The organism is Streptomyces sp. M-16 (genome assembly GCF_052114405.1).
In the GTDB taxonomy this organism is placed as follows: Bacteria; Actinomycetota; Actinomycetes; order Streptomycetales; family Streptomycetaceae; genus Streptomyces.
Window position 1 is genome coordinate 1 of sequence record NZ_JBFRER010000022.1, and the last position, 24,383, is coordinate 24,383.

Annotated in this window: 20 protein-coding genes and 1 pseudogene; 15 read left to right on the forward strand and 6 right to left on the reverse strand. The window is 73.5% G+C overall.

The annotated features are described in order from the left end of the window. The 3 genes and pseudogenes from AB4039_RS12835 to AB4039_RS12845 all read left to right on the forward strand — a co-directional run. Positions 1-550: pseudogene (locus AB4039_RS12835) on the forward strand (ATP-binding protein); the annotation flags it as partial. Continuing rightward, the gene (locus AB4039_RS12840) at positions 547-939 is read left to right on the forward strand and encodes a nucleotide pyrophosphohydrolase (RefSeq protein ID WP_266843181.1); all 393 of its coding nucleotides are present in this window, start codon (positions 547-549) and stop codon (positions 937-939) included. The pseudogene AB4039_RS12835 and the gene AB4039_RS12840, both read left to right, overlap by 4 nt. A 122-nt stretch (positions 940-1,061) precedes the next feature. Continuing rightward, complete coding sequence (locus AB4039_RS12845; protein WP_266843183.1) at positions 1,062-1,547, forward strand: DUF6099 family protein; 486 nt, start codon at positions 1,062-1,064, stop codon at positions 1,545-1,547. 47 nt (positions 1,548-1,594) lie between these two features. Here AB4039_RS12845 and AB4039_RS12850 read toward each other — a convergent pair whose 3' ends face one another. Further along, positions 1,595-1,876: a hypothetical protein gene (locus AB4039_RS12850; protein ID WP_442270766.1), complete on the reverse strand. Its 282-nt coding sequence runs from the start codon at positions 1,874-1,876 to the stop codon at positions 1,595-1,597. Positions 1,877-2,079: 203 nt separating this feature from the next. Between AB4039_RS12850 and AB4039_RS12855 the strand changes: the two genes are divergently transcribed. The 7 genes from AB4039_RS12855 (at position 2,080) to argF (ending at position 11,132) form a co-directional block, all read left to right on the forward strand. Beyond that, on the forward strand, positions 2,080-3,003 hold the full coding sequence (locus tag AB4039_RS12855; protein ID WP_442270767.1) for an LLM class F420-dependent oxidoreductase: 924 nt from the start codon (positions 2,080-2,082) through the stop codon (positions 3,001-3,003). Positions 3,004-3,016: 13 nt separating this feature from the next. Then, on the forward strand, positions 3,017-3,877 hold the full coding sequence (gene mmuM / locus AB4039_RS12860) for a homocysteine S-methyltransferase (RefSeq protein ID WP_442270768.1): 861 nt from the start codon (positions 3,017-3,019) through the stop codon (positions 3,875-3,877). A gap of 104 nt (positions 3,878-3,981) precedes the next feature. Continuing rightward, positions 3,982-5,484 (forward strand): 3' terminal RNA ribose 2'-O-methyltransferase Hen1, encoded by a 1,503-nt coding sequence (locus tag AB4039_RS12865; RefSeq protein WP_442270789.1) that lies wholly within the window; start codon positions 3,982-3,984, stop codon positions 5,482-5,484. Continuing rightward, positions 5,481-8,051 (forward strand): polynucleotide kinase-phosphatase, encoded by a 2,571-nt coding sequence (locus AB4039_RS12870; RefSeq protein WP_266843187.1) that lies wholly within the window; start codon positions 5,481-5,483, stop codon positions 8,049-8,051. Before AB4039_RS12865 ends, AB4039_RS12870 begins: the two co-directional genes overlap by 4 nt. Before the next feature lie 184 nt (positions 8,052-8,235). After that, the gene (locus AB4039_RS12875) at positions 8,236-8,739 is read left to right on the forward strand and encodes a hypothetical protein (RefSeq protein WP_266843188.1); all 504 of its coding nucleotides are present in this window, start codon (positions 8,236-8,238) and stop codon (positions 8,737-8,739) included. Between the two features lie 55 nt (positions 8,740-8,794). Then, positions 8,795-10,021, forward strand: a complete 1,227-nt coding sequence (locus tag AB4039_RS12880; protein ID WP_266843189.1) for an arginine deiminase — start codon at positions 8,795-8,797, stop codon at positions 10,019-10,021. A 94-nt stretch (positions 10,022-10,115) separates the two neighbouring features. Beyond that, complete coding sequence (gene argF, locus AB4039_RS12885; protein ID WP_266843190.1) at positions 10,116-11,132, forward strand: ornithine carbamoyltransferase; 1,017 nt, start codon at positions 10,116-10,118, stop codon at positions 11,130-11,132. 34 nt (positions 11,133-11,166) lie between these two features. Here the strand turns inward: argF and AB4039_RS12890 are convergent, their stop codons facing one another. Then, positions 11,167-11,589 (reverse strand): ATP-binding protein, encoded by a 423-nt coding sequence (locus tag AB4039_RS12890; protein WP_442270769.1) that lies wholly within the window; start codon positions 11,587-11,589, stop codon positions 11,167-11,169. A 286-nt stretch (positions 11,590-11,875) separates the two neighbouring features. Between AB4039_RS12890 and AB4039_RS12895 the strand changes: the two genes are divergently transcribed. Both AB4039_RS12895 and AB4039_RS12900 read left to right on the forward strand, forming a co-directional pair. Next, positions 11,876-12,703 (forward strand): enoyl-CoA hydratase family protein, encoded by an 828-nt coding sequence (locus AB4039_RS12895; protein ID WP_266843192.1) that lies wholly within the window; start codon positions 11,876-11,878, stop codon positions 12,701-12,703. Between the two features lie 4 nt (positions 12,704-12,707). After that, positions 12,708-15,017 (forward strand): bifunctional salicylyl-CoA 5-hydroxylase/oxidoreductase, encoded by a 2,310-nt coding sequence (locus AB4039_RS12900; protein WP_266843194.1) that lies wholly within the window; start codon positions 12,708-12,710, stop codon positions 15,015-15,017. Between the two features lie 22 nt (positions 15,018-15,039). Here AB4039_RS12900 and AB4039_RS12905 read toward each other — a convergent pair whose 3' ends face one another. From AB4039_RS12905 to AB4039_RS12915, 3 genes are all read right to left on the reverse strand, one after another. Next, complete coding sequence (locus tag AB4039_RS12905; RefSeq protein WP_442270770.1) at positions 15,040-15,879, reverse strand: GNAT family N-acetyltransferase; 840 nt, start codon at positions 15,877-15,879, stop codon at positions 15,040-15,042. A gap of 282 nt (positions 15,880-16,161) precedes the next feature. Then, complete coding sequence (locus AB4039_RS12910; RefSeq protein WP_266843198.1) at positions 16,162-16,962, reverse strand: PaaX family transcriptional regulator C-terminal domain-containing protein; 801 nt, start codon at positions 16,960-16,962, stop codon at positions 16,162-16,164. Between the two features lie 4 nt (positions 16,963-16,966). Then, entirely contained in the window at positions 16,967-18,586 is a 1,620-nt protein-coding gene (locus AB4039_RS12915) for an AMP-binding protein (protein WP_442270771.1), read from the reverse strand. A gap of 143 nt (positions 18,587-18,729) precedes the next feature. Between AB4039_RS12915 and AB4039_RS12920 the strand changes: the two genes are divergently transcribed. After that, positions 18,730-19,854: an acyl-CoA dehydrogenase family protein gene (locus tag AB4039_RS12920; protein WP_266843200.1), complete on the forward strand. Its 1,125-nt coding sequence runs from the start codon at positions 18,730-18,732 to the stop codon at positions 19,852-19,854. Further along, positions 19,851-20,249: a RidA family protein gene (locus tag AB4039_RS12925; protein ID WP_266843202.1), complete on the forward strand. Its 399-nt coding sequence runs from the start codon at positions 19,851-19,853 to the stop codon at positions 20,247-20,249. Before AB4039_RS12920 ends, AB4039_RS12925 begins: the two co-directional genes overlap by 4 nt. A gap of 107 nt (positions 20,250-20,356) precedes the next feature. Here AB4039_RS12925 and AB4039_RS12930 read toward each other — a convergent pair whose 3' ends face one another. Continuing rightward, positions 20,357-21,736, reverse strand: a complete 1,380-nt coding sequence (locus AB4039_RS12930; RefSeq protein ID WP_266843203.1) for an aminopeptidase P family protein — start codon at positions 21,734-21,736, stop codon at positions 20,357-20,359. Between the two features lie 172 nt (positions 21,737-21,908). On the opposite strand from AB4039_RS12930, the gene AB4039_RS12935 reads away from it, so the two are divergent. Next, a complete protein-coding gene (locus tag AB4039_RS12935) occupies positions 21,909-24,332 on the forward strand; it encodes a collagenase (RefSeq protein ID WP_266843205.1) in 2,424 nt (807 codons plus the stop codon). Positions 24,333-24,383 lie beyond the last annotated feature (51 nt).

Below are 24,383 nucleotides of genomic sequence, written 5' to 3' on the forward strand. Positions count from 1 at the left end.
CCCGCGGGGCGACGGCCGGCTGCGGAGCGACTGCCGGAACCTGGCCGACGTGCTGCGCCGGACCCGCCACGAGTGCGCCACCCGGCACGCCCTGCTGGCCGCGGCGGCCCGCACCGGCTGCGCGGGGCCGGTCGCCGGGCTGGACGTACGGGGCGCGGCAGCCGGCCCCGGCGGCGGTGTGGTCGGCGGTCCGGGCGGGGGCCTGGTGGCGGCCGTGCTGGACCGGGGACCCGACCTGCCCGCGACCGCCCTCGGCCGGCTCGGCGCGGGCGAACTCCGCTTCCTCGCGCTGGCCCTCGTCCTGCTCACCGGGCCCGGGGTGCTCCAGGTGGAGCCGGTCGCCGACGTGCTGGCCGCCCGGCAGGCGCTCACCGTCCTCGCCGACGACCTCGACCGCGGTCTGGACCGGGGGCAGAGCGCCGAACTGCTGCGCCTGGCCCTGCTGTCCGGCGGGCGCGGCCACGTCCGGCTGGCGGCCGCGGTGGGTGAGGAGACGGCGGGAACCGGGCGCGGGCTCCCCGGCGTCTCGGTGGTAGACCTGATCTCATGAGTGCTGTCCCCGAGAACCCCGAGCCCGAGCCCCCGCACGGCGAACGGCTCTACCGGCTCCAGCGACGGCTGGCCGACTTCGCGGCCGCCCGGGACTGGGGCCCGTACCACACGCCCAAGAACCTCGCCGTGGCACTGAGCGTCGAGGCGTCCGAACTGGTCGAGATCTTCCAGTGGCTGACACCGGAACAGTCGGCCGCGATCATGGAGAAGCCCGAAAATGCCCATCGGGTGACCGATGAGGTGGCCGATGTGCTCGCGTATCTGCTGCAATTCTGTGAGGTTCTCGGGGTGGATGTGCTGGATGCGCTCGCCGCGAAGATCGAGAGGAATGAGGTCCGCTTCCCGGAGACCGGCAATTCGACCTCTGATCGTCACTCTTCGGAGTGATGGTGTCATCCACAACCATGTTTGTGTCCACAGATTTCCGAATACCCCTGGCTTTACTGGCTCGTTGCCTTCACTCTGGGTAGTGAAGGACGGCGGGATGTCGTGCGGACGGGGGACGGCATATGGATGCGGTACGGCTCATCGCGGCCGGCCGGCACGCGCTGGCACAGAGCGGAGCTGCGTGGGACATCGTCGGCGAGGCCTGGCAGGCCCAGGCGCTGGCGCAGGGGATAGGGAGCTGGCTGGCGGTCACCGGACCGCCGGAGCTGAGAGCGGAGGCACGGGGACTGGGGGAAGCGGGAGGCAGAGGCTGCGGGGTCATCGACCGGGCGGCGCTGCGCGGTGAGGGCAGCGCGCCCGAACAGCCGCCGCGCGCCGCGCGGCTGACGGCGGTGACCGACGCGCGGCAGGCGCTGCTGGGACTGCAGGCACTGCTCGGCGAGGTGGGGATAGCGCTCGTCGGCGTGGCCTGCGGGACGGACGACGAGAGCCTGTACTGGCAGTGCATAGAGTCGATCGACGCGGCCGACGAGTCGAGCGACCGGGTCCGCGCACTGCTGCGCCGGATGACCGTACGGGAACGGGGGTCGGCCTCCGGGGTGGTCTGAGGCCGGGGGCCGAGGGGTCCCGCCGTGCGCGACGGGACCCGGGCACGTCAGTGGGAGCGGTCGGAGCTGCGCCCGCTCTCGTGCGCGTGGCCGCCCGGGGAGACCGGCGCGCCGGAGGGAGCGCGGTCCGCGGAGTGCTGGAGGTCGGCGTCGAGCCGGGACAGGTCGGCGTTCAGCGCGGCCATCAGCTCTTCCGTCTGCTGCAGCAGGCCCTTCGGCGCCCCACCGTCCCGGGTGGGTACCGGGGGCTCCTGGCGTGCCCGGTCGTGTGCTGCCTGCCCGGTCTGTCCGTTTTCCTGGCGGGTCTCCGGCACGGCCTCGTGGGACATGGCGGCCTCCTCGGCCCTGGCCCTTCCGGGTGGAAGGGGGCGGTGGGCGCACCGGCGAGAGGCCGCCGGCGCGCGGGCCGGGGCGGTCCGGCTCCTTCCGAGCCAACGAGCCCCATCCGGGCTGGTCACTGGCCGGGCGGGGGGCGGATCTTCCGGTTGACGCAGATTCACCCCGCAGGGGCCGGAAGGGCAGGATGGAAGGCATGGATCTCCGCATTTTCACCGAGCCGCAGCAGGGCGCCGACTACGACACCCTCCTGACCGTTGCCAAGGCCACCGAAGACCTCGGGTTCGACGCCTTCTTCCGCTCCGACCACTATCTGCGGATGGGATCCGTCGACGGGCTGCCCGGCCCCACCGACGCCTGGATCACGCTCGCGGGTCTGGCCCGCGAGACCCGGCGGATCCGGCTGGGCACGCTGATGACGGCCGGCACCTTCCGGCTGCCCGGCGTCCTCGCGATCCAGGTCGCCCAGGTCGACCGGATGTCCGGCGGCCGGATCGAGCTCGGGCTGGGCGCAGGCTGGTTCGAGGAGGAGCACAAGGCGTACGGGATCCCCTTCCCGGCGGATCGGATGGCCCGGCTGGAGGAGCAGCTGGCCGTCATCACCGGCCTGTGGGCCACTGAGCCGGGTGCCACCTTCGACTACCGGGGCGACCACTACCGGCTGGAGAACTCCCCGGCCCTGCCCAAGCCCGCCCAGGCCAAGGTGCCCGTCCTGATCGGAGGGCACGGCGCCCGGCGCACCCCGCGCCTCGCCGCCCGGTACGCCGACGAGTTCAACATGCCGTTCGCGTCGATCGCGGACAGCGAGCGCCAGTTCGGCCGGGTCCGGGAGGCCGCCGAGCAGGCGGGCCGCAGGGCCGACGACCTGGTCTACTCCAACGCCCTGGTGGTGTGCGTGGGCAAGGACGACGCCGAGGTCGCCCGCCGGGCCGCCGCCATCGGCCGCGAGGTGGACGAGCTGAAGGCCAACGGCCTCGCCGGCTCCCCGGCCGAGGTGGTCGACAAGATCGGCGCCTACGCCGGCATCGGCTCCTCCCGCGTCTACCTGCAGCTCCTCGACCTCGACGACCTCGACCACCTGGAGCTCATCTCCGCCCGGGTGCTCCCCCAGCTCGGTTAGGAGGCAGCCGACCATGCCCCGCGCGAGCGGCCCCCTCGCCGACGCCCTGGACGGCCGGAGCGTCCTCCTGGACGGCGGGCTCAGCAACCAGCTCGCCGCCCAGGGCTGCGACCTGTCCGGGGACCTGTGGACCGGCCGGGTGCTCGCCGAGCACCCGGACCAGGTGGAGGCCGCCCACACGGCGTACGTCCGGGCCGGCGCCGAGGTGCTGATCACCGCGAGCTACCAGGTCGGGGCCGACCCGGTCCTGCTGCGGCGCAGCGTTCGGGTGGCCGGCCGGGCCGCGCGGGCCGCCGGCCACGAGGTGTGGGTGGCCGCCTCCGTGGGCCCGTACGGGGYGGTCCTCGCCGACGGCTCCGAGTACCGGGGCCGGTACGGCCTGGGCGTGGCCCGGCTGGCCGCCTTCCACCGCCCCCGGATCGAGGCCCTGGGCGGGGCGGACGTACTGGCCCTGGAAACCGTCYCCGACACCGACGAGGCCGAGGCCCTGCTGCGCGTCCTGGCCGGCACCGGGGCCCGCGCCTGGCTCTCCTACACCGTCGAGGCCGGCCGCACCCGGGCCGGCCAGCCCCTCGACGAGGCCTTCGCCCTCGCGGCCGCCGCCCCCGAGGTCATCGCGGTCGGCGTCAACTGCTGCGATCCCGCCGATGTCCTCCCCGCCCTGGAGACGGCCGCCTCCGTCACCGGCAAACCCCTGGTGGCCTACCCCAACGACGGCTCCGTATGGGACGCCGCCACCCGCACCTGGCACCCCCCGTCCGCCCCCGCCGACTGGAACGTGGCGGCTTGGCGTGCGGCGGGCGCCCGCCTCATCGGCGGCTGCTGCCGCGTCGGACCGGACACCATCGCCTCCTTGCGCACCCGATCGTCCTGACCGGCGCCCCCGGGCCGTCGGCAGGCCCCCGACCCGCGAGCCACCGGCGCGGGGAAGGGTAAATCCGTTGGCCCGAGGGCGACGCTCCGGTCATGCTGATGCGCATGTTCCTCACGATCAGCACCACGGGCACTGCCGAAAATCCGGCCACTGACCTGGGCTTTCTGCTGCACAAGCACCCCGGCAGGGTGCAGGGGTTCACCACCTCGCACGGCACCGCCCACGTGTTCTACCCCGAGGCCACGGCCGAGCGGTGCACGGCGGCCCTGCTGCTGGAGGTGGATCCCGTCGCGCTCGTGCGGCGTTCCCAGGGCGGGGGCCGGAGCGCAGCCCCCGACGCGGCGCTCGCGCAGTACGTCAACGACCGCCCGTACGCGGCCTCCTCCCTGTTCGCCGTCGCGCTGGGCAAGGTCTTCCGCAGCGCCCTGGCCGGCACGTGCGCGGCCCGGCCCGAACTGGCCGGGCAGCCGCGTCCGCTGCGCGTCGAGCTCCCGGCGCTGCCCGCCCGGGGCGGCGCGGACCTGGTGCAGCGGCTCTTCGGCCCGCTGGGCTGGAGCTCCGTACGCACCGAGCCCCTCGCGCTGGACGACCGCTTCCCCGAGTGGGGCGACAGCCGCTACGTACGGCTCGTCCTGGAAGGCGAACTGAAGCTCGACGACGCCCTGCGCCAGCTGTACGTGCTGCTGCCCGTGCTCGACGACGCCAAGCACTACTGGGTCGCCCCCGACGAGGTCGACAAGCTGCTGCGCGCCGGAGACGGCTGGCTGGCGTCGCACCCCGAGCACGCCCTGATCGCCGCCCGCTACCTGGCCCGGCACAAGCGGCTCACCCAGGACGCGATGGAGCGCCTGGAGCTGGCCCGCCTCGCCGAGGCCGACGGCAGCGAGGCCGGAGAGCTCGACGACGCCGCGGAGGAGACCCAGGACGACGCGGAGCGATCCGTCCCGCTCGCGGTGCGCCGGCGCGAGGCGATCCTCGCCGCCCTGCGTTCCGCCGGGGCCGCCCGGGTCCTGGACCTGGGCTGCGGACAGGGGCAGCTCGTCCAGGCCCTGCTGAAGGACGTGTCCTTCACGGAGATCGTCGGCGTCGACGTGTCGGTGCGGGCGCTGGCCACCGCCGCCCGGCGGCTGCGGCTGGAGCGGATGGGGGAGCGCCAGAGCTCCCGCGTCACCCTCCTCCAGGGCTCGCTCGCCTACACCGACAAGCGGCTGGCCGGCTACGACGCGGCCGTGCTCAGCGAGGTCGTCGAGCACCTGGACCTGCCGCGGCTGCCCGCGCTGGAGTACGCCGTCTTCGGCGCGGCCCGCCCCCGCACGGTGCTCGTGACCACCCCGAACGTCGAGTACAACGTCCGCTGGGAGTCGCTGCCCGCCGGGCACGTCCGCCACCGCGACCACCGCTTCGAATGGACCCGCGAGGAGTTCCGCGCCTGGGCCGGCCGGGTCGCCGCCCGGTACGGCTACACCGTCGCGTACGTACCCGTCGGCGACGACGACCCCGAGGTGGGTCCGCCGACCCAGATGGCCGTCTTCACGGCCGCCACCGACGCCACCGCAACCACCGGCACCACCGCCACCGGCACCCCGAAGGAGGGCGAGGCAGCATGAGCACTCCCACCACCCACCGCGTCCTGCCCGTCACCGACCTGTCCCTCGTCGTCCTGATCGGGGCCACCGGATCGGGGAAGTCCACCTTCGCCCGCAAGCACTTCAAGGACACCGAGGTGCTGTCCTCCGACTTCTGCCGGGGCCTGGTCGCCGACGACGAGAACGACCAGAGCGCCAGCAAGGACGCCTTCGACGTCCTGCACCACATCGCGGGCAAGCGCCTCGCCGCCGGACGCCTGACGGTCGTCGACGCCACCAGCGTCCAGCCGGAATCGCGCCGTCAGCTCGTCAGGCTCGCCCGCGAGCACGACGTGCTGCCCATCGCCATCGTCCTCGACATGCCGGAGTCCGTCTGCGCCGAGCGCAACGCGGCCCGCCCTGACCGTGCCGGGCTGCCCCGCCGGGTCATCCAGCGCCACCGCTCCGAACTGCGCCGCTCGCTGCGCGGTCTGGAGCGCGAGGGCTTCCGCAAGGTGCACGTGCTGCGCACGGTGGAGGAGGCCGAGTCCGCCGAAGTCGTCCTGGAGAAGCGGTTCAACGACCTCACCCACCTCACCGGTCCCTTCGACATCATCGGTGACGTCCACGGCTGCGCGTCGGAGCTGGAGACCCTGCTCGGCAAGCTGGGCTACGAGGACGGCGTCCACCCCGACGGGCGCACCGCAGTCTTCGTCGGCGACCTCGTCGACCGCGGCCCCGACAGCCCCGGCGTCCTGCGCCGGGTGATGGGCATGGCCGGGTCCGGCAACGCCCTGTGCGTCCCCGGGAACCACGAGAACAAGCTCGGCCGTTACCTCAAGGGCTCCAAGGTCCAGCTGACCCACGGCCTCGCGGAGACCGTCGAGCAGCTCGGGCGGGAGTCCGAGGAGTTCGTGGAGGAGGTGAGGGCGTTCATCGCCGGCCTGGTCAGCCACTACGTCCTCGACGGCGGCCGGCTGGTGGTCTGTCACGCGGGCCTGCCCGAGAAGTACCACGGCCGCACCTCCGGCCGGGTCCGCTCGCACGCCCTCTACGGGGAGACCACGGGCGAGACCGACGAGTTCGGCCTGCCCGTGCGCTACCCCTGGGCCGAGGACTACCGGGGCAAGGCCGTCGTCGTCTACGGCCACACCCCGGTCCCGGACACCACCTGGATCAACAACACCATCTGCCTCGACACCGGCGCCGTCTTCGGCGGCCGGATGACCGCCCTGCGCTGGCCCGAGCGCGAACTGGTCGACGTACCGGCCGAGAAGGTCTGGTACGAGCCGGTCAAGCCGCTCGTCGCCGAGGTTCCGGGCGGGCACGACGGCCGCCCGCTGGACCTGGCCGACGTACAGGGCCGCCGCGTGGTGGAGACCCGTCACCTGGGCAACGTGGCCGTCCGCGAGGAGAACGCGGCGGCCGCCCTGGAGGTCATGAGCCGCTTCGCGGTGGACCCCCGGCTGGTGCCCTACCTCCCGCCGGCCATGGCCCCGACCGCCACCGCCGCGCAGGAGGGCTGGCTGGAGCACCCGGCCGAGGCCTTCGCCCAGTACCGCGCCGACGGCGTCGAGCGGGTGGTGTGCCAGGAGAAGCACATGGGCTCGCGCGCCACCGTCCTGCTCTGCCGCGACGCCGGCGCGGCCCGCGAGCGGTTCGGGGTCGACGGCACGGTCACCGGCTCCCTCTACACCCGCACGGGACGGCCCTTCTTCCAGGACCCCGAGGTGACGGAGGCGTTCCTCGCCCGCCTGCGCGCGGCGGTCGACGGCGCGGGCCTGTGGGAGGAACTCGCCACGGACTGGCTGTTGCTCGACGGAGAGCTGCTGCCCTGGTCCCTGAAGTCCACCGGCCTGCTCCGCAACCAGTACGCCGCCGTCGGCGCGGCCTCCCGCGCCGTGTTCCCGGACGCCCTCGCCGCCCTGGAGGGGGCCGCGGCCCGGGGCGTGGACACCGGCGCCCTGCTGGAGCGCCAGCGCGGCCGGGCCGCCGACGCGGCCGCCTTCACCGAGGCGTACCGGCGTTACTGCTGGACCACCGACGGGCTGGACGACGTACGGTTCGCGCCGTTCCAGCTGCTCGCGGCGGCCGGCCGTTCGCTGGCCGCCGTACCGCACGACGAGCAGCTGGCGTGGCTGGACCGGCTGGCCGACGCCGACGAACGGGCCGCCGCCACCGACCGGTCCGGCGCCCCGCTGCTGCGGCGCACCGGCCGGATCCTCGTGGACACCGGGGACGAGGCGTCCGTGCGCGCCGCCACCGACTGGTGGCTGGAGCTGACCGCCGGCGGTGGTGAGGGCATGGTCGTCAAGCCGCTCGCGGCGTGCGTCCGCGACGGCAAGGGCCGGCTGGTCCAGCCGGGGGTGAAGGTCCGCGGACGCGAGTACCTGCGGATCATCTACGGCCCGGAGTACACGCGTCCGGAGCAGCTGGAGCGACTGCGTCCGCGGTTCCTCGGGCACAAGCGCTCGCTCGCCCTGCGCGAGTACGCGCTCGGGCTGGAGGCGCTGGACCGGCTGGCCGCGGGGGAGCCGCTGTGGCGGGTCCACGAGGCGGTGTTCGCCGTGCTCGCCCTCGAATCGGAGCCGGTGGACCCCCGGCTGTGAGCCGGCCGTGACCCCGGTCGTCACCCCGGCCGAGGGATGCGCGGCGTAAAGCGGAAGCCCCCGTACGGCCTGGAATTAGGTCGTATGGGGGAACTTCCGCGGTGAAGTCCGGGGAAAACACCGGCCGGATCGTTCATCCAGGGCAGCGGAATGTCCGCGAACCCGGAAGGACGGAACGTCACCTATGAAGATGACCGCGCGCGGAAGCATTGCGGCGCTCATGACCTGTATGGCCGCGGCCGGCGCGGCCACCCCGGCCGTGGCCGACTCGGTTCCCGTGGGAGTCCCGTTGGAGGCGGTGGAGACCACGCTGGGCGTACCCACCCCGCACATCGCCACCGCCGTCCCGATGCCGGTCGTCGGAGCCCCCGAGGCGCCCCGCCACCACAAGGGCGACATGCTCCCGACCCCGCTGCTCCCGGTGGTGCCGATCGGCACCGACCTCGGTGCCACCCGGGTCACCTCGCCGGTACCCAACCTGCTGGGCGACCCCGCGACGGACGGGGAGGGTTCGCTGGAGTCCCCGGGCACCACCCTGCTCACCCGCAGCCCCGGAGCCGTCGTCGGCTCGCCCCTGACGATGCCGGACGGCAGCAACAGCGGCATCCCGAACCTGACCGCCCCCAAGCTGGGCGTGATCGCTCCGGAAGTGATCGGCGCCCCGACGGCACTTCTCGGCCTGCGCTGAGTCCCCACAGCCGACGCCAGGTCAAAAAGCCGTCCGGTCTGGGTACGTGTACGGCATGGGATTCCATGTCGACTCCGAGACCGGGCGGCTCCGCCGCGTCATCCTCCACCGGCCCGACCTGGAGCTGAAGCGGCTCACACCAAGCAACAAGGACGCCCTGCTCTTCGACGACGTGCTGTGGGTGCGCCGGGCCCGCCAGGAGCACGACGGTTTCGCGGACGTGCTCCGTGACCGGGGTGTCGCCGTCCACCTCTTCGGCGACCTGCTCCGCGAGTCCCTCGACATCCCCGAGGCGAGACACCTCGTACTGGACCGGGTCTTCGACGAGAAGGAGTACGGCCCCCTCGCCACCGACCACCTGCGTGCCGTCTTCGGCGGGCTCTCCTCGGCCGACCTCGCGGAGGCCCTGGTCGGCGGCATGACCAAGCGGGAGTTCCTGGAGCGGCACGCCGAGCCGGTGTCGGTGCGCTTCCACGCGCTGGAGACGGACGGTTTCCTGCTGGGCCCGCTGCCCAACCACCTCTTCACGCGGGACACCTCCGCCTGGATCTACGACGGGGTGTCGATCAACGCCATGCGCTGGCCGGCCCGGCAGCGCGAGACCGTGCACTTCGAGGCGATCTACCGGCACCACCCGCTGTTCACCGGCTCGGGGGCCTTCCACTTCTGGTCGCAGGGGCAGGTGGACTACCCCTCGACCATCGAGGGCGGGGACGTCCTGGTCATCGGCAACGGCGCCGTGCTGATCGGGATGAGCGAGCGGACCACCCCGCAGGCGGTGGAGATGCTCGCGCGCGGCCTGTTCGCGGCCGGCTCGGCGACGGCCATCGTGGCGCTCGACATGCCGAAGCGGCGGGCCTTCATGCACCTGGACACGGTGATGACGATGGTCGACGCAGATACGTTCACTCAGTACGCGGGGCTCGGCATGCTCCCCTCCTACACGATCCGGCCCGGCGAGCGCCCCGGGGAGCTGCGGGTGAGCGACCATCCGGCCGAGCACATGCACCGGGCGATCGCGGCCGCCCTCGGCCTGGAGCGGATCAGGGTGCTGACGGCCACCCAGGACGTGCACTCGGCGGAGCGCGAGCAGTGGGACGACGGCTGCAACGTGCTGGCGGTGGAACCGGGGGTGGTGGTCGCGTACGAGCGGAACGTCACCACCAACACGCACCTGCGCAAGGAGGGCATCGAGGTGATCGAGATCCCGGGGAGCGAGCTGGGACGGGGCCGGGGCGGGCCGCGGTGCATGAGCTGCCCGGTGGAGCGGGACGCCGTGTGAGCAGGGGCGTACGACCCGGCCGGACTGTATATCAATACAGAGGATCGTATAGACTTCCAGCATCCCCTGTCAGCGCCACCCTGGAGTGTCCCCCATGGCCACCGACCTCTTCGGCCGCAGTTTCCTCAAGGAGCTCGACTTCACCGCCGCCGAGTTCCGCGGTCTGGTCGAGCTCGCCGCCGAACTCAAGGCCGCCAAGAAGGCCGGGACGGAGCGGCGTCGCCTCCAGGGCAAGAACATCGCGTTGATCTTCGAGAAGACCTCGACGCGCACCCGCTGCGCCTTCGAGGTCGCCGCCGCCGACCAGGGCGCCCACACGGTCTACCTCGACCCCACCGGCTCCCAGATGGGCCACAAGGAGTCCGTCCGGGACACGGCCCGGGTGCTCGGCCGGATGTTCGACGGGATCGAGTACCGGGGCGACAGCCAGGACGCGGTCGAGGAGCTCGCCGCGCACTCGGGCGTCCCGGTCTTCAACGGCCTCACCGACGACTGGCACCCGACCCAGATGCTCGCCGACGTGCTCACGATGACCGAGCACAGCGACAAGCCGCTGGAGCGCATCGCCTTCGCCTACCTCGGCGACGCCCGCTTCAACATGGGCAACTCCTACCTGGTCACCGGCGCGCTGCTGGGCATGGACGTCCGCATCGTGGCGCCGAAGGCCTACTGGCCGGCCGAGGCCGTCGTGGCGCGGGCCCGGGAGCTGGCAGCGGCCAGCGGGGCCCGGATCACCCTCACCGAGGAGGTCGCGGAGGGCGTGGCCCAGGCCGACTTCGTGGCCACGGACGTCTGGGTGTCGATGGGCGAGCCCAAGGAGGTCTGGGACGAGCGGATCGCGGCCCTGGTCCCGTACGCCGTCACCATGGACGTGCTGCGCGCGGCCGGGAACCCGGACGTGAAGTTCCTGCACTGCCTGCCCGCCTACCACGACCTGGGCACCAAGGTGGCCCGCGAGGTCCACGAGCGGCACGGGCTGGACTCGCTGGAGGTCACGGACGAGGTGTTCGAGTCGGCGCACTCGGTCGTCTTCGACGAGGCCGAGAACCGGCTGCACACCATCAAGGCCGTCCTCGTGGCGCTGCTCGCCGGCCCCGGTACCGGGGCGTAGCGGCGGCCCCTCCCGTCCGCGCCGGTCGGCGCCGTCAGGCGGTCGCGGCGCGGGCCGGCAGGGTGAACCACACGGCCTTCCCGCGCGCGGTGCGCCGGTGGCCGCAGGAGGAGCTGAGGGTCCGGATCAGCAGCAGGCCGCGGCCGTGCTCCTGCCAGGGGTCGGGAGGGGTGTCGTCGGGGCGGGTGGCGAGATCGCCCGGCGGGCGCGGGTCGCCGTCGTGCACCTCCACCTGGCAGCCGTTCGCCAGCAGCTCCACGACCAGCTCGATCGGGGCTCCGCCGCCGGAGGTGTGCTCCACGGCGTTCGCGACCAGCTCGGCGGTCAGCAGCTCCGCGGTGTCCCGGTCGGCCGAGGGGCCGCCGTCCGTGAGGGCGGTACGGACCACGGCGCGTGCGAGGGGCACGGCGGCGGTGGAGTGCGGAAGGGCGATCCGCCAGGCGGAGGCGTCGGGCAAGGCGGATCCGTCCGTTCCGGAATCGTCGCGGGGGCGTGGAGGGGCGGTGCGGCGGGAGTCCGTCCGGTGGCGCCCGGGTGAACTCCCACTTTCAACCATACGAAGTGGAATTCCGGCTCCGCAGGGCACCCCGGCCGAAGCGCAAGGGACCGGGGTCGGCGACCCCGGGGACCTCCGGCACGTTGGGTGGCCGGGCCCGGTGGCCGGGCCCGGTGGCCGCGCCAGGCCGGCGGGCGGTGTCGCGTTTCCGTGACGATGGTCACGAGTCGGTGATACCGTCGGTTCCGTGAGCCCCTTCACCGGTTCCACCCCATCGACCGAACGGTGGCGCAACCTGCGGGTGACCCGGCAGGACGGTGTCGCCACCGTGACCCTCGACCGCCCCGAGAAGCTGAACGCGCTCACCTTCGGCGCCTACGCCGACCTGCGCGATCTGCTCGCCGAACTGTCCCGCGAACGTTCCGTACGCGCCCTCGTGCTCGCCGGCGAGGGCCGTGGCTTCTGCTCCGGCGGGGACGTGGACGAGATCATCGGTGCCACCCTCGCCATGGACACCGCCCAGCTCCTCGACTTCAACCGGATGACCGGCCAGGTGGTCCGGGCCGTCCGCGAATGCCCCTTCCCGGTGATCGCCGCCGTGCACGGGGTGGCCGCCGGAGCCGGAGCCGTCCTCGCCCTCGCCGCCGACTTCCGGATCGCGGACCCCACCGCCCGGTTCGCCTTCCTCTTCACCCGCGTCGGCCTCTCCGGCGGGGACATGGGCGCCGCCTACCTGCTGCCCCGGGTCGTCGGCCTCGGCCACGCCACCCGGCTGCTGATGCTCGGAGAACCGGTACGCGCCCCCGAGGCGGAGCGGATCGGCCTGCTCAGCGAGCTGGTCGACGAGGGCAAGGCCGACGTCCGGGCCGCCGAACTGGCCGCCCACCTCGCCGCCGGACCCGCCCTCGCGTACGCGCAGACCAAGGCCCTGCTGACGGCGGAACTGGACATGCCGCTGGCCGCCGCGGTCGAACTCGACGCCAACACCCAGGCGCTGCTGATGCACGGCGAGGACTACGCGGAGTTCCACGCGGCCTTCACCGGGAAGCGGCCGCCGCGCTGGAAGGGCAGGTAACGCCATGCGGGTCGCCGTCGTGGGCGGGGGACCGGGGGGACTGTACGCCGCCGCGCTGCTGGCACGGCAGGGGCACCACGTGGAGGTCTGGGAACGGGGTGCCCCCGAGGACACCTTCGGCTTCGGCGTCGTGCTCTCCGACGAGACCCTCGGCGGCATCGAACGCGCCGACACGGTCGTGCACGCCGCCCTCGGCGGCGAGTTCGTGCGCTGGGACGACGTCGAGGTCGTCCACCGGGGCCGGCTGCTCACCTCCGGCGGCCACGGCTTCGCCGCGCTCGGCCGGCGCCGGCTGCTGGAGATCCTGCACGAGCGCTGCGCGGGCCTCGGGGTCAGGCTCCGCTTCCGCACCCCGGCACCCGACGCGCAAGAGCTGGCCCGTACGCACGACCTGGTCGTCGCGGCGGACGGGGTGCACAGCGCGACCCGCGAGAAGGGCGCGGCGCACTTCCGTCCCACCGTCACCGAAGGACGCTGCCGCTACATCTGGCTGGCCGCCGACTTCGCCTTCGAGGCCTTCCGCTTCGAGATCGCGGAGACCGCGCACGGGGTGATGCAACTGCACGCCTACCCGTACTCCGACGACTCCTCGACCGTGATCGTCGAGATGCGGGAGGAGGTGTGGCGCGCCGCGGGCTTCGACCTGTGCGACGAGCAGGAGTCCGCCTCCCGGTGCGCCAAGATCTTCAGCGAGGCCCTGCGCGGCAGGCCGCTGAGGGGCAACCGCTCCGCGTGGACCCGCTTTCGCACCGTGGAGAACGCGCGGTGGTCGCACGGGAACGTGGTCCTGCTCGGGGACGCCGCGCACACGGCCCACTTCTCCATCGGCTCCGGCACCAAGCTCGCCGTCGAGGACGCGCTGGCGCTCGCCGAGGCACTGGCGGCGGTCACCGAGGAGGAAGCGGGCACGGCGGGACCGGCGGGACCGGCGGGACCGGCCCCGGAGGGGGTCACCCCGGCCGGTGTGGCACGGGCCCTGGCGGCGTACGAGGCCGCGCGGCGCCCCGCCGTGGCCAGCACCCAGCGGGCGGCGGCGGCCAGCATGCGGTGGTTCGAGGAGATCCAGGGCTACGTCGGCCAGCCCGCCCGGCAGTTCGCCTTCAACCTGCTGACCCGCAGCCGGCGGGTGACGCACGAGAACCTGCGGCTGCGCGACGCACGCTTCACGCGAGCGGTGGAAGAGGAGTTCGGCTGCCCGGAGGGCGCGGCGGGAACCCCGCCGATGTTCACCCCGTTCACCCTGCGGGGCCTGACCCTGCGCAACCGGGTCGTCGTCGCGCCCATGGACATGTACTCGGCACGGGACGGGGTGCCGGGGGACTTCCACCTGGTGCACCTCGGCGAGCGGGCCCTCGGCGGGGCCGGGCTCGTCATGACGGAGATGGTGTGCGTCAGCGCGGAAGGCCGGATCACCCCCGGCTGCACGGGCCTGTGGACCTCGGGGCAGGCGGCCGCCTGGAAGCGGATCGTCGACTTCGTCCACACCTGCGCGCCGGGCACCGCCCTCGGCGTCCAGCTCGGGCACTCGGGCCGCAAGGGCTCGACGAGGGTCATGTGGGAGGGCATGGACGAGCCGCTGCCCGAGGGTAACTGGCCGCTCGTCGCCGCCTCCGCACTGCCCTACCGGCCCGGTGTGTCCGCCGTCCCGCGCGCGCTGGACACCGCCGACCTCGCCGCCCTGCGCTCCGACTTCGCGGCGGCCGCCGTGCGCGCCGCGGAATGCGGCTTCGACCTGCTGGAACTGCACTGCGCGCACGGCTACCTGCTGTCCGGCTTCCTGTCGCCGCTCACCAACCACCGCGACGACGCCTACGGCGGCCCCCTGGAGAACCGGCTGCGTTTCCCGTTGGAGGTCTTCGACGCGGTCCGCGCCGTATGGCCGGCGGACCGCCCGATGACGGTCCGGATCTCGGCGACCGACTGGGCGCCCGGCGGCACCGCGCCGGACGAGGCGGAGCGGATCGCCGCCGCCTTCGCCGCCCACGGCGCGGACGCCGTCGACGTGTCCACCGGCCAGGTCGTGGCCGAGGAGACCCCGGAGTACGGGCGCTCCTACCAGACCCCCTACGCCGACCGGATCCGCAACGCGCTCGGCGTTCCCGTCATCGCCGTCGGCGCCATCTCCTCCTGGGACGACGTCAACTCCCTGCTGCTGGCCGGGCGCGCCGACCTGTGCGCCCTGGGACGCCCGCACCTGTACGACCCGCACTGGACCCTGCACGCGGCGGCCGACCAGGGGTACGAGGGACCGGGCGCGCCCTGGCCCGCCCCCTACCGGGCCGGCAGCCGCAAGCCGCCGACGGGGAAGGGGTAGCGGCGGCCGCGGGGACGGGCGGTCAGAGCGCCTCCAGGAGGACGCGGTCCTCGACCGGGACGTAGCCGAGGCGCTGGTAGATGCCGTTGCTGGTGGGGTTGGCGAGGTCGGTGAAGAGCAGGACCTCGCGTGCGCCGGCCACGCGGGCGGCTCCGCTCGCCGCGTGGGTGACACCGGCGGCGTAGCCGCGGCCCCGGACGGCGGGCGGGGTGTAGACGGGGCCGACGCGGGAGGCGCCGGCGATCGGGCGGGAGAACGCCGCCAGGGACACCGGTCTGCCGTCGTGCTCCCAGAGCAGGGCGCCGCCGTAGGAGAGCCGCTGGCGCAGGGCGGCCTCCGAGGCGCGGCCGGGCTGGTCCGTCTCCCGGTCGAACTCCCGGGTCCAATCCAGCAGGAGGGGCAGGTCCGCCTCGTCCGCGAGCCGGGGCCGTCCGGCCGGGGCACGCTCCGGGGCCGTCAGGGTGCCGAGCCGGTAGAGCCGCAGCTCCTCCCCGGTCCGGGTCGGCCGCCCCCAGGCGGCGGCCAGCGTCAGGGCGTCCGTCCGGCGGGCGTTGATCCCGCGGATCCCGGAGAGCAGCGGGTCGGCCGTGAGCTCCGGGCCGAGGGCGCGGACCGCTTCCGGGGGCAGGGCGCCGAGCAGTACGGGGTAGGGCGGCGTGCGGAGCAGGGCGCCCGCGACGGTTCCGTCGGCGCCGGTCCACCAGCCGAAGACGGGGTCGTCGTCGCCGTGGGCGTGCAGGCCGCGCCGTTCCAGGGAGTCGGTGACGGTGAGCAGGCTGGTGTTGACCACCGGTCGTGCGGCCAACGCGGGGCGTGCGGCCGTCAGATAGGCCGCCAGATCAGTGCTGAAGGTCCATGTCATGGTCCATCGTGACGGGGGCCCGGAGCCGGGCGCACCCGAATTTCCGCGCTGTTCGCGGGGGCGCCCGGGGGTGGTCTCGGGGCTCTCCCCCGGGTGGGGGAGAGGGCTCCCCCACGTGGGGGAAGCGGCGGTGCCGGGCCGCTGGGATCTTGGGAATGCGGCAGGAGGCCAGGCCGCCCGGCGGCCCACCCGGGCCCGGCAGGAGGAGGAACCGTGAAGACCCGAACCCCGTACGTGAAGCCGTACAGCCGCCCCGTCACGGAGGCCCGCCGCAGCCGGTCGCTACGTCCGCACGAAGTCGGCGCCCGCGTCCCGCAGCCGGGTGTGCAGCTCGGTGAAGACCGCCGCCGCCCGGTCGCCCGGCCAGTCGGCGGGGAGCAGCTCGCGGGGCAGTCCGGGATCCGCGTAGGGCAGCCGCCGCCAGGAGTCCAGGGCGGCCAGGTAGGTGCGGTAGGCGGCCTCCGGCGTGGGCTCGGGGCCCGACTGGAGGGCGCGCAGCGCCGGCTCGTGCAGATCGAGGAACTCCTCGTGCTGCTTGGCCAGCGCCGCCAGGTCCCACCAGCGGGCCACCGCCTCGGCGGTGGGCGCGAAGCCGAGGTGGGAGCCGCGGAAGAGCTCGACGTAGGCCGTCAGGTGCAACCGCTCCAGTGTGTGCCCGGTCTCGCGGGCCAGCTGGGCCGGGGCGATCCACACGCCCGGGGCCACCGCTCCGAAGCCGAGCCGGGCGAGGCGGGAGCGCAGCAGGTGCCGCTTGTTGCGCTCCTGCTCCGGGACGGAGAAGACCGCGACGAGCCATTCCTCCGACACCTGAGGGGGGCCGTAGATCCGCCGGTCCCCGTCCTCCAGCAGCAGCCGGGCCTCCTCGGAGAGGTCGTAGGCGGCGGCGCCGTCGGCGGTCTTGGCGGGCACCAGGAAGCCGCGCCGCTTCAGCCGGGACACCGAGGAGCGGACGGAGGGCGCGTCGACGCCGGCCGCGCCCAGCAGGCGGACCAGCGCGGACACCGGGACGGGCCCCTCGAAGGTCCGCCCGTAGGCGCCGTAGAACGTGACGATCAGAGATCGCGGAGTGTGCTGCTCGACCACGGGTTCACTCTAGATCGCGCAGCCGGAAGCGCTGAAGTTTCCCGGTCGCCGTTCGGGGCAGTGCGGGCAGGAAGACGAAGGAGCGCGGGCACTTGTGCGGGGCCAGCTCGGAGCGCATGTGGGTGCGCAGGGCGTCCTCGGTCAGCACCGATCCGTCGCGCGGGACGATGTGGGCGACCACGATCTGGCCCCTGCGCTCGTCGGGGAGCCCGACCACCGCCACCTCCATGACGTCGGGGTGGCGCAGCAGGGCCTCCTCCACCTCCGGGCCCGCGATGTTGTATCCGGACGAGATGATCATGTCGTCGGCGCGGGCGACGTAGCGGAAGTAGCCGTCGGTGTCGCGGACGTAGGTGTCACCGGTCAGGTTCCAGCCGTCGCGGACGTACTCCCGCTGGCGGGGGTCGGCCAGGTAGCGGCAGCCGACGGGCCCGCGTACGGCCAGGAGGCCGGGTTCGCCGTCCGCGACGGGCCGGCCCGCGGGGTCCACCACCCGGGCCTCCCAGCCGGGCACCACGCGGCCCGTGGCGCCGGGGCGGGTGTCCTCGTCGGCCGCGGAGATGAAGATGTGCAGCAGTTCGGTGGCCCCGATGCCGTTGATGATGCGCAGTCCGGTGCGCTCGTACCAGGCCTGCCAGGTGGCGGCGGGCAGGTTCTCGCCGGCCGAGACGCAGCGGCGCAGAGCGGACAGGTCGTAGGCGCCCGTGTCGTAGGGGCCCAGGGTGTCCAGCATCGACCGGTAGGCGGTGGGAGCGGTGAACAGGACCGTGACCCGGTGCTCGGCGAGCGCGGGGAGCAGGGCGCGGGGTGCGGCCTGTTCCAGCAGCAGCGCGCACGCCCCCGCGCGCAGGGGGAAGACGACCAGTCCGCCGAGTCCGAAGGTGAACCCGAGCGGGGGACTGCCGGCGAACACGTCGTCGGGGCGGGGCCGCAGCAGATGGCGGGAGAAGGTGTCGGCGATGGCGAGGAGGTCGCGGTGGAAGTGCATGCAGCCCTTGGGGCGGCCGGTGGTGCCGGAGGTGAAGGCGATCAGCGCCACGTCGTCGGCAGAGGTCTCGACGGCGGGATAGGGCTCCCGGTGGGTCTCGGCCAGCCGCAGCAGGTCGTCGGGGGCCTCCCCGCCGTAGGCGGCGATCCGCAGGCCGGGCACCTCGGCCTTGACCAGGTCGTCCAGGACGTCGGCGTGACAGACGGCGTGGCCGACCCGGGCCATGGAGCACACCGTCGCCAGCTCCTGGGCCCGCTGCTGGGCCAGCACGGTGACGGCCACCCCGCCCGCCTTCATCACGGCCAGCCAGCAGGCGGCGAGCCACGGCCCGGTGGGGCCGCGCAGCAGCACCCGGTTGCCGGGGACCACGCCGAGGTCGCTGGTGAGGGCGTGGGCGAGCGAGTCGACGCGTCGGCGCAGCTCCCCGTACGACCACACATCGCCCGAGCCCGAGCGGAAGGCGGGGCGGTCGGGGCCGAACCGGTCGACGGTGGCGTCCAGCAGTTCGGCGCCGCAGTTCAACCGGTCCGGATAGGCCAGTTCGGGCAGCTCGAAGAGGAGCTCCGGCCAGGCGTCGGCGGGCGGCAGGTGTTCGCGCGCGAAGGTGTCGGTATGAGCGGAAGGCTTGAGCTCCAAGGCGGGTTCGCCCCCTTGCGACGTCCGGACGGGGTGGAGCCGGCCGTGCGGTGCCTCTCCCCGTTGACCCCGGGGAGCTGCCTCTAGAGCGTATCGTGATGGTGACGACAGTCAACAGGACGCGATAGGACTGGGGCATTCGGATGGCCGGATTCGCGCTCGGGGTGGATGAAGAGGAATGGTGCGGGCAGTTGCGTGCCCTGTCGGCGGGGCGGTTGCGGCCGCTCGCCGAGAAGGGTGAGCCCGGCCGGGTGAACCGGCCGCTGCTGGCGGCGCTCGGCGAGCTGGGGCTGCTGGACAAGGTGTTCGACTCCGGCGCGCTGGAGCTGTGCCTGCTGCGGGAATCGCTCGCCTACGGCTGCACCGAGGCGGAGACGGCCCTGGCCCTCCAGGGCCTGGGTGCGCACCCGGTGCTGAGGTCGGGCAGCGCGGAGCAGCGCGAGCGATGGCTGCCGGGGGTGCGGGAGGGCCGGCTGGTGGCGGCGTTCGCGCTCAGCGAGCCGGGCGCGGGATCGGACGCGGCGGCCCTGGCGCTGGAGGCCGTACCGGACGGGGCGGGATGGCGGCTGCACGGGCAGAAGTGCTGGATCTCCAACGCCCCCGAAGCCGATTTCTACACCGTCTTCGCCCGGACGGGTGAGTCGCCGGGTGCGCGGGGGGTCACCGCGTTCCTGGTCCCGGCGGACCGGCCGGGGCTGGGCGGCGAGGCCCTCGACATGCTGTCGCCGCACCCCATCGGCTCGCTCGCCTTCGACGGGGTGCCGGTCGGCCGCGCCGACGTCCTGGGGGAGCCCGGGCAGGGGTTCCGGGTGGCGATGGAGACCCTGAACCTGTTCCGGCCGAGCGTGGGCGCCTTCGCGGTCGGCATGGCACGGGCGGCCCTGGACGCGACGCTCACCCACACGGCCGGCCGCACCGCCTTCGGCGGGGTGCTGGCGGACCTCCAGGCCGTCGCGCACCGGGTCGCGGAGATGGCCACCCGCACCGAGGCCGCCCGGCTGCTGGTGTACGCGGCGGCCGGCGCCTACGACGGGGGCTCCCCCGACGTCCCCCGGCGGGCGGCCATGGCGAAGCTCCTGGCCACGGAGACGGCCCAGTACGTCGTGGACCACGCCGTCCAGCTGCACGGTGCGGTCGCGCTGCGCCGCGGCCACCTGCTGGAGCACCTCTACCGGGAGGTGCGGGCGCCCAGGATCTACGAGGGCGCGAGCGAGGTGCAGCGCACCCTCATCGCGAAGGAGCTCTACCGGAAGGGGTCGGTGGGATGAGCCTGGAGCGGATCAACCCCGAGGAGCTGTCCCCGGCGGCCGGCTTCTCGCACGCCGTCACCGCCACCGGGGGCCGGCTGGTGTTCCTGGCCGGCCAGACCGCGCTGGACGGCTCCGGCAAGGTCGTGGGGGAGACCCTGCCGGAGCAGTTCGAGCGGGCCCTGGCCAACCTGCTGACGGCCCTCGCGGCGGCCGGCGGCACCCCGGCGGACCTGGCGCGGGTGACGGTGTACGCGGTGGACGTGGCGGCCTACCGCGACCACGCCGCCGAGCTGGGCCGGATCTGGCGCCGGCTCGCGGGGCGCGAGTACCCCGCGATGGCGGTGGTCGGCGTGGTCCGCCTCTGGGACACGCAGGCCCAGCTCGAACTGGACGGCTTCGCGGTCCTCCCCTAGCCGCCCGCCCCGCCCCCCGGCCCCGCCCCCCGGCCCCGCCCCCCGGCCCCGGCCCCCGGCCCCGGCGCCGCACGAGGCCGGGGCCGGGGTGGGGTGTGGGCGCGGCGTCAGGAGCCCGCGGAGTCCAGGAGGGTGCCCATCCACTCCTCCACGCCCGCGACCGTCCGCGGCAGGGCCCCCGACATGAGCCGCGCCCCGTCGGCGGTGATGACCAGGTCGTCCTCGATGCGCACGCTCACCCCGCGCAGCTCGGCCGGCAGCGTCTCGTCGTCCGGCTGGAGGTAGAGGCCGGGTTCGACGGTCAGCACCTGGCCCTCCTCCAGGACGCCCTCCAGGTACGTCTCGGCCCGCGCCTTCGCGCAGTCGTGGACGTCCAGCCCCAGCATGTGCCCGCTGCTGCACAGCGAGTACCGCCGGTGCAGGTCACCCTCGGCGTTCTTGAGCACGCCCCACTCCGCGAGCCCTTCCGCGATGACCTTCATGCCGGCCCGGTGGAAGTCCCCGAAGCTCGCCCCCGGCCGCAGCGCCGCGATGCCCGCCTCCTGTGCGGCCAGCACCAGTTCGTAGACCTGCCGCTGGACGGGGGAGAAGCGCCCGGACAGCGGGAGGGTGCGGGTGATGTCGGCCGTGTAGAGGGTGTCGGTCTCCACGCCCGCGTCCAGGAGGAGCAGTTCGTCCCGGTTGAGCCGGCCGTCGTTGTGGATCCAGTGCAGGACGCCCGCGTGGGCTCCCGAGGCCGCGATCGTGTTGTAGCCGGTCCCGTTGCCCTCCGCCCGGGCGCGCAGTCCGAACACCCCCTCGATCCAGCGCTCCCCGCGCGGGTGAGCGAGCGCCTGCGGCAGGGCCCGGACGACGTCCTCGAAACCGGCCGCCGTGTGGTCCACGGCCAGCTGCAGCTGGTCGACCTCCCACGCGTCCTTGACCAGCCGCAACTCGGAGAGCGCTGCGGCCAGTTCGCCGTCCGTGGCGGCGTTGCGGGCCGGCGGTTCCCCGAGGGTGTCCAGGTGCGCGCAGCGGATGCCGGTCAGCCGCTCGGCCTCCGCGAGGTCCGGGCGGCGTCCCACCCAGAACTCGCCGTAGCGGCGGTCGCGGAAGAACTCCTCGTTCCCGTCGGCCCGGGGCGAGCGCGGCCTCAGGTACAGCACGGCCTCGTGCCCGTTCGGGCCGGACGGCTCCAGGGCCAGCACGTGCCCGGCCTGGTCCTCGCCCGTCAGTCCGGTCAGCCAGGCGTACGCGCTGTGCGGCCGGAAGCGGAAGTCGGCGTCGTTGGAGCGGACCATCAGCTCGCCGGCCGGGATGAGCAGCCGCTCGCCGGGGAAGCGCGCGGAGAGCCTGGCGCGGCGGCCCGGGGTGACGGTGTGCGAGGGGACGCGGGCGGCGGTGGGGAGCGGGGTGGCCGCCCAGTTTCCGGCCATGTACCGGGACAACTCGGCTGATACGGGCAGGTCGTGGCTGCCGGTGTTGAGGCGGGCGGAGGTGTCGCTCACGGAGGCTCCCTCAAGAAGTACCGAACTGGTGGGCGCACAGGGCTTGCCAGTGCAATTTCACATTACTATGTTACAGCTCACAGCGCGGCACGTTAATCCCCGTCAAACGCCGTGTGAAGCAGGGCAGTTCACGCACCATTTCCCCCACCTCCCTCCCCATCAGGAGCTCTCGGTGTCCCAGCACAGAGTTGTGCGTACGTCCCTCCTCTCCGCCGCCGTGGCGGTCACCCTCCTCGCCACCGCCGGCCAGGCCGTGACCCAGGCCGCGGAGCGGGGCACCCCCGTCGCCGCGTCCGGCGCCTCCGCACCCGCCGCCTTCACCTCCGGAGCCGCCGGCGCCACCGGCACCACGACGCCGAACCCCTTCGACGAGGTCGACCACCGGGCCGACGCCCAGGAGCTCTCACCGGCGCCCGCCCCGGCCCCCGGCGGCAAGGCCGTCACCGACGGCAGGGTGCCCGGCGCCGCCCCGGCCGTCTCGGCCCCGGGCTCCTCCGCGTCCGCCGAGCGCGCGGAGAAGAGCCGCAAGGCGGCCTCCGCCCAGGCCGCACCCACCGCGCGCAGCGTCGCCGCGGGCGTCCCCTGCACCCTTGACGGGATCACCGGCCTCGCGCCGGAGCAGTTCGCCGACTTCCTCGCCGACCCGGCCGTCACCGCCGACGGCTGCCTGCGCAACCTCATCTGGACCTGGGACGCGCGCCTGGCGCCGGTCATGTCCGACGCCCACGTCCAGGCCGTCTCCCGCCGGATATCCAGCCTGGCCGCCGCCCACGACGGCCGTAACTCCTCCCACCTGGAGGAGATGTTCACCTACCTGCACGCCGTCGTGTACCACGACTACTCGCACTCCGAGATCGACGTCACCGACGCCCCCACCGTCGACGCGATGCGCCGGGCCATCGCCGACTTCGGTGACGCCGCCCGCACGTTCGACGTGACGGCCACCAACGCCCGCACCCTGCGCGAGGCCCTCTACGCGGGCAGCGCCCCGGGTCTGCGCCAGCACCAGCTCGGCCTCATCAAGCGGGTCCTGGCCACCATGGACCCGTCCCACCCGGCCACCAACCTCGACGCCGGCTGGGCGGGCGCCGCGCTCTCCGCGCTGTCCGTCAACTACCTGGGCGTCTACCCGGGCAACCAGGACGCCGCCTTCCACTCCGCGGTCGCGGGCGACGCCGCCTACCGCGCCACCTTCAAGGCCTTCGCCGGCTACACGCACCTCAAGGGCACGGTCAACGCCTGGGTGGTGCGCGACGCGATCAGCGAGTACGGCCGCTTCGGCCAGGTCGACGGCCTCAAGGACCAGGTGGTCGCCGACCTCGGCGCCATGCTGCAGCCGCTCAAGTCCACCTTCGGCACCGAGCCCTGGGCCAAGGCCGTCTCCTGGCTGAACCTCTACGAGGCCTGCAAGCAGTACGGGGTGTGCAAGGAGGACATCGAGAAGCAGCTCTTCCCGAACACCTACACCTACGACAACGGCGGCATCAAGGTCCGCACCGCCCTCGACCGGGCCACCGTCGACCAGCTCTACTACGCGAGCAAGCAGGTCAAGACGCAGTTCCACCGCGTCATCGGCACCGACCAGCCCCTGGCCGGCGACACGAACACCACCCTGAACATCGTGCTCTACGCCTCCCGCGCCGACTACGAGAACTACCACCCCCTCCTCACCGGCTACGGCACCAACAACGGCGGCATCTACATCGAGAACGGCGCCACCTTCTACACCTACCAGCGCCGCGTCCCGCAGGACTCCTCGCTCACCCTCGAAGAGCTCTTCCGCCACGAGTACACGCACTACCTCAACGGCCGCTTCGCCGTCCCGGGCTCCTTCGGCCAGGGCCCCTGGTACGAGGGCGACCGCACCACCGCCATGGACGAGGGCACCGCCGAGTTCTTCGACGGCTCCACCCGCGACAACGGCATCGCCGTCCGCAAGTCCCTGGTCCGGGGCGTCATCAACGACACTTCCGGCGGCGGCCCCCGCATGAGCGTCCAGCAGCTGCTCAACGCCACGTACGACGGCGACGGGTTCCGCTTCTACAACTACGCGGGCACGTTCTTCGAGTTCCTGTGGACCGAGAAGCCCTCCCTGCTGCGCGAGATGTACGGCTACCTGCGCGCCAACGACGTCGCGGGCTACGACGCCTGGCGCAACCGCATGGGGTCGGACAGCTACCTCCAGCGCGACTACAACCGCTTCCTGGACGCGCAGATCGCCAAGGTGGACCAGCTCTACGTCCCGAACACCACCTTCACCGCCAACGACAAGCTGCGCGACTCCGCGCTCTCCTCGGTCAAGTCCGCCTTCGCGGCGGCCACGTACAACACCCCGGACTGCGTGGAGAACGGCGACCCCGGCAAGCGCCGCTTCACCTGTACCGGCCGGATCACCGCGAACCTGTCGAACTGGCGGAGCGACGACCAGAACTTCAAGGACATGTCCGAGACGGTGGACTACTTCATCCTCGACCGGGCGGGCGCGGCCTCCAACAACCTGGCCGACATGAACTGTTCCTTCGCTCCGGTGGAGATCTGGGCGAACAAGGTCGCGGGCACCTCCTCGTTCAGCTGTGAGGGCCCCCTGCGCAGCTGACGGCCACCGGGCCGGTCCCGATTCCCGCGGGGGGCGGGACCGGCCCGGGGC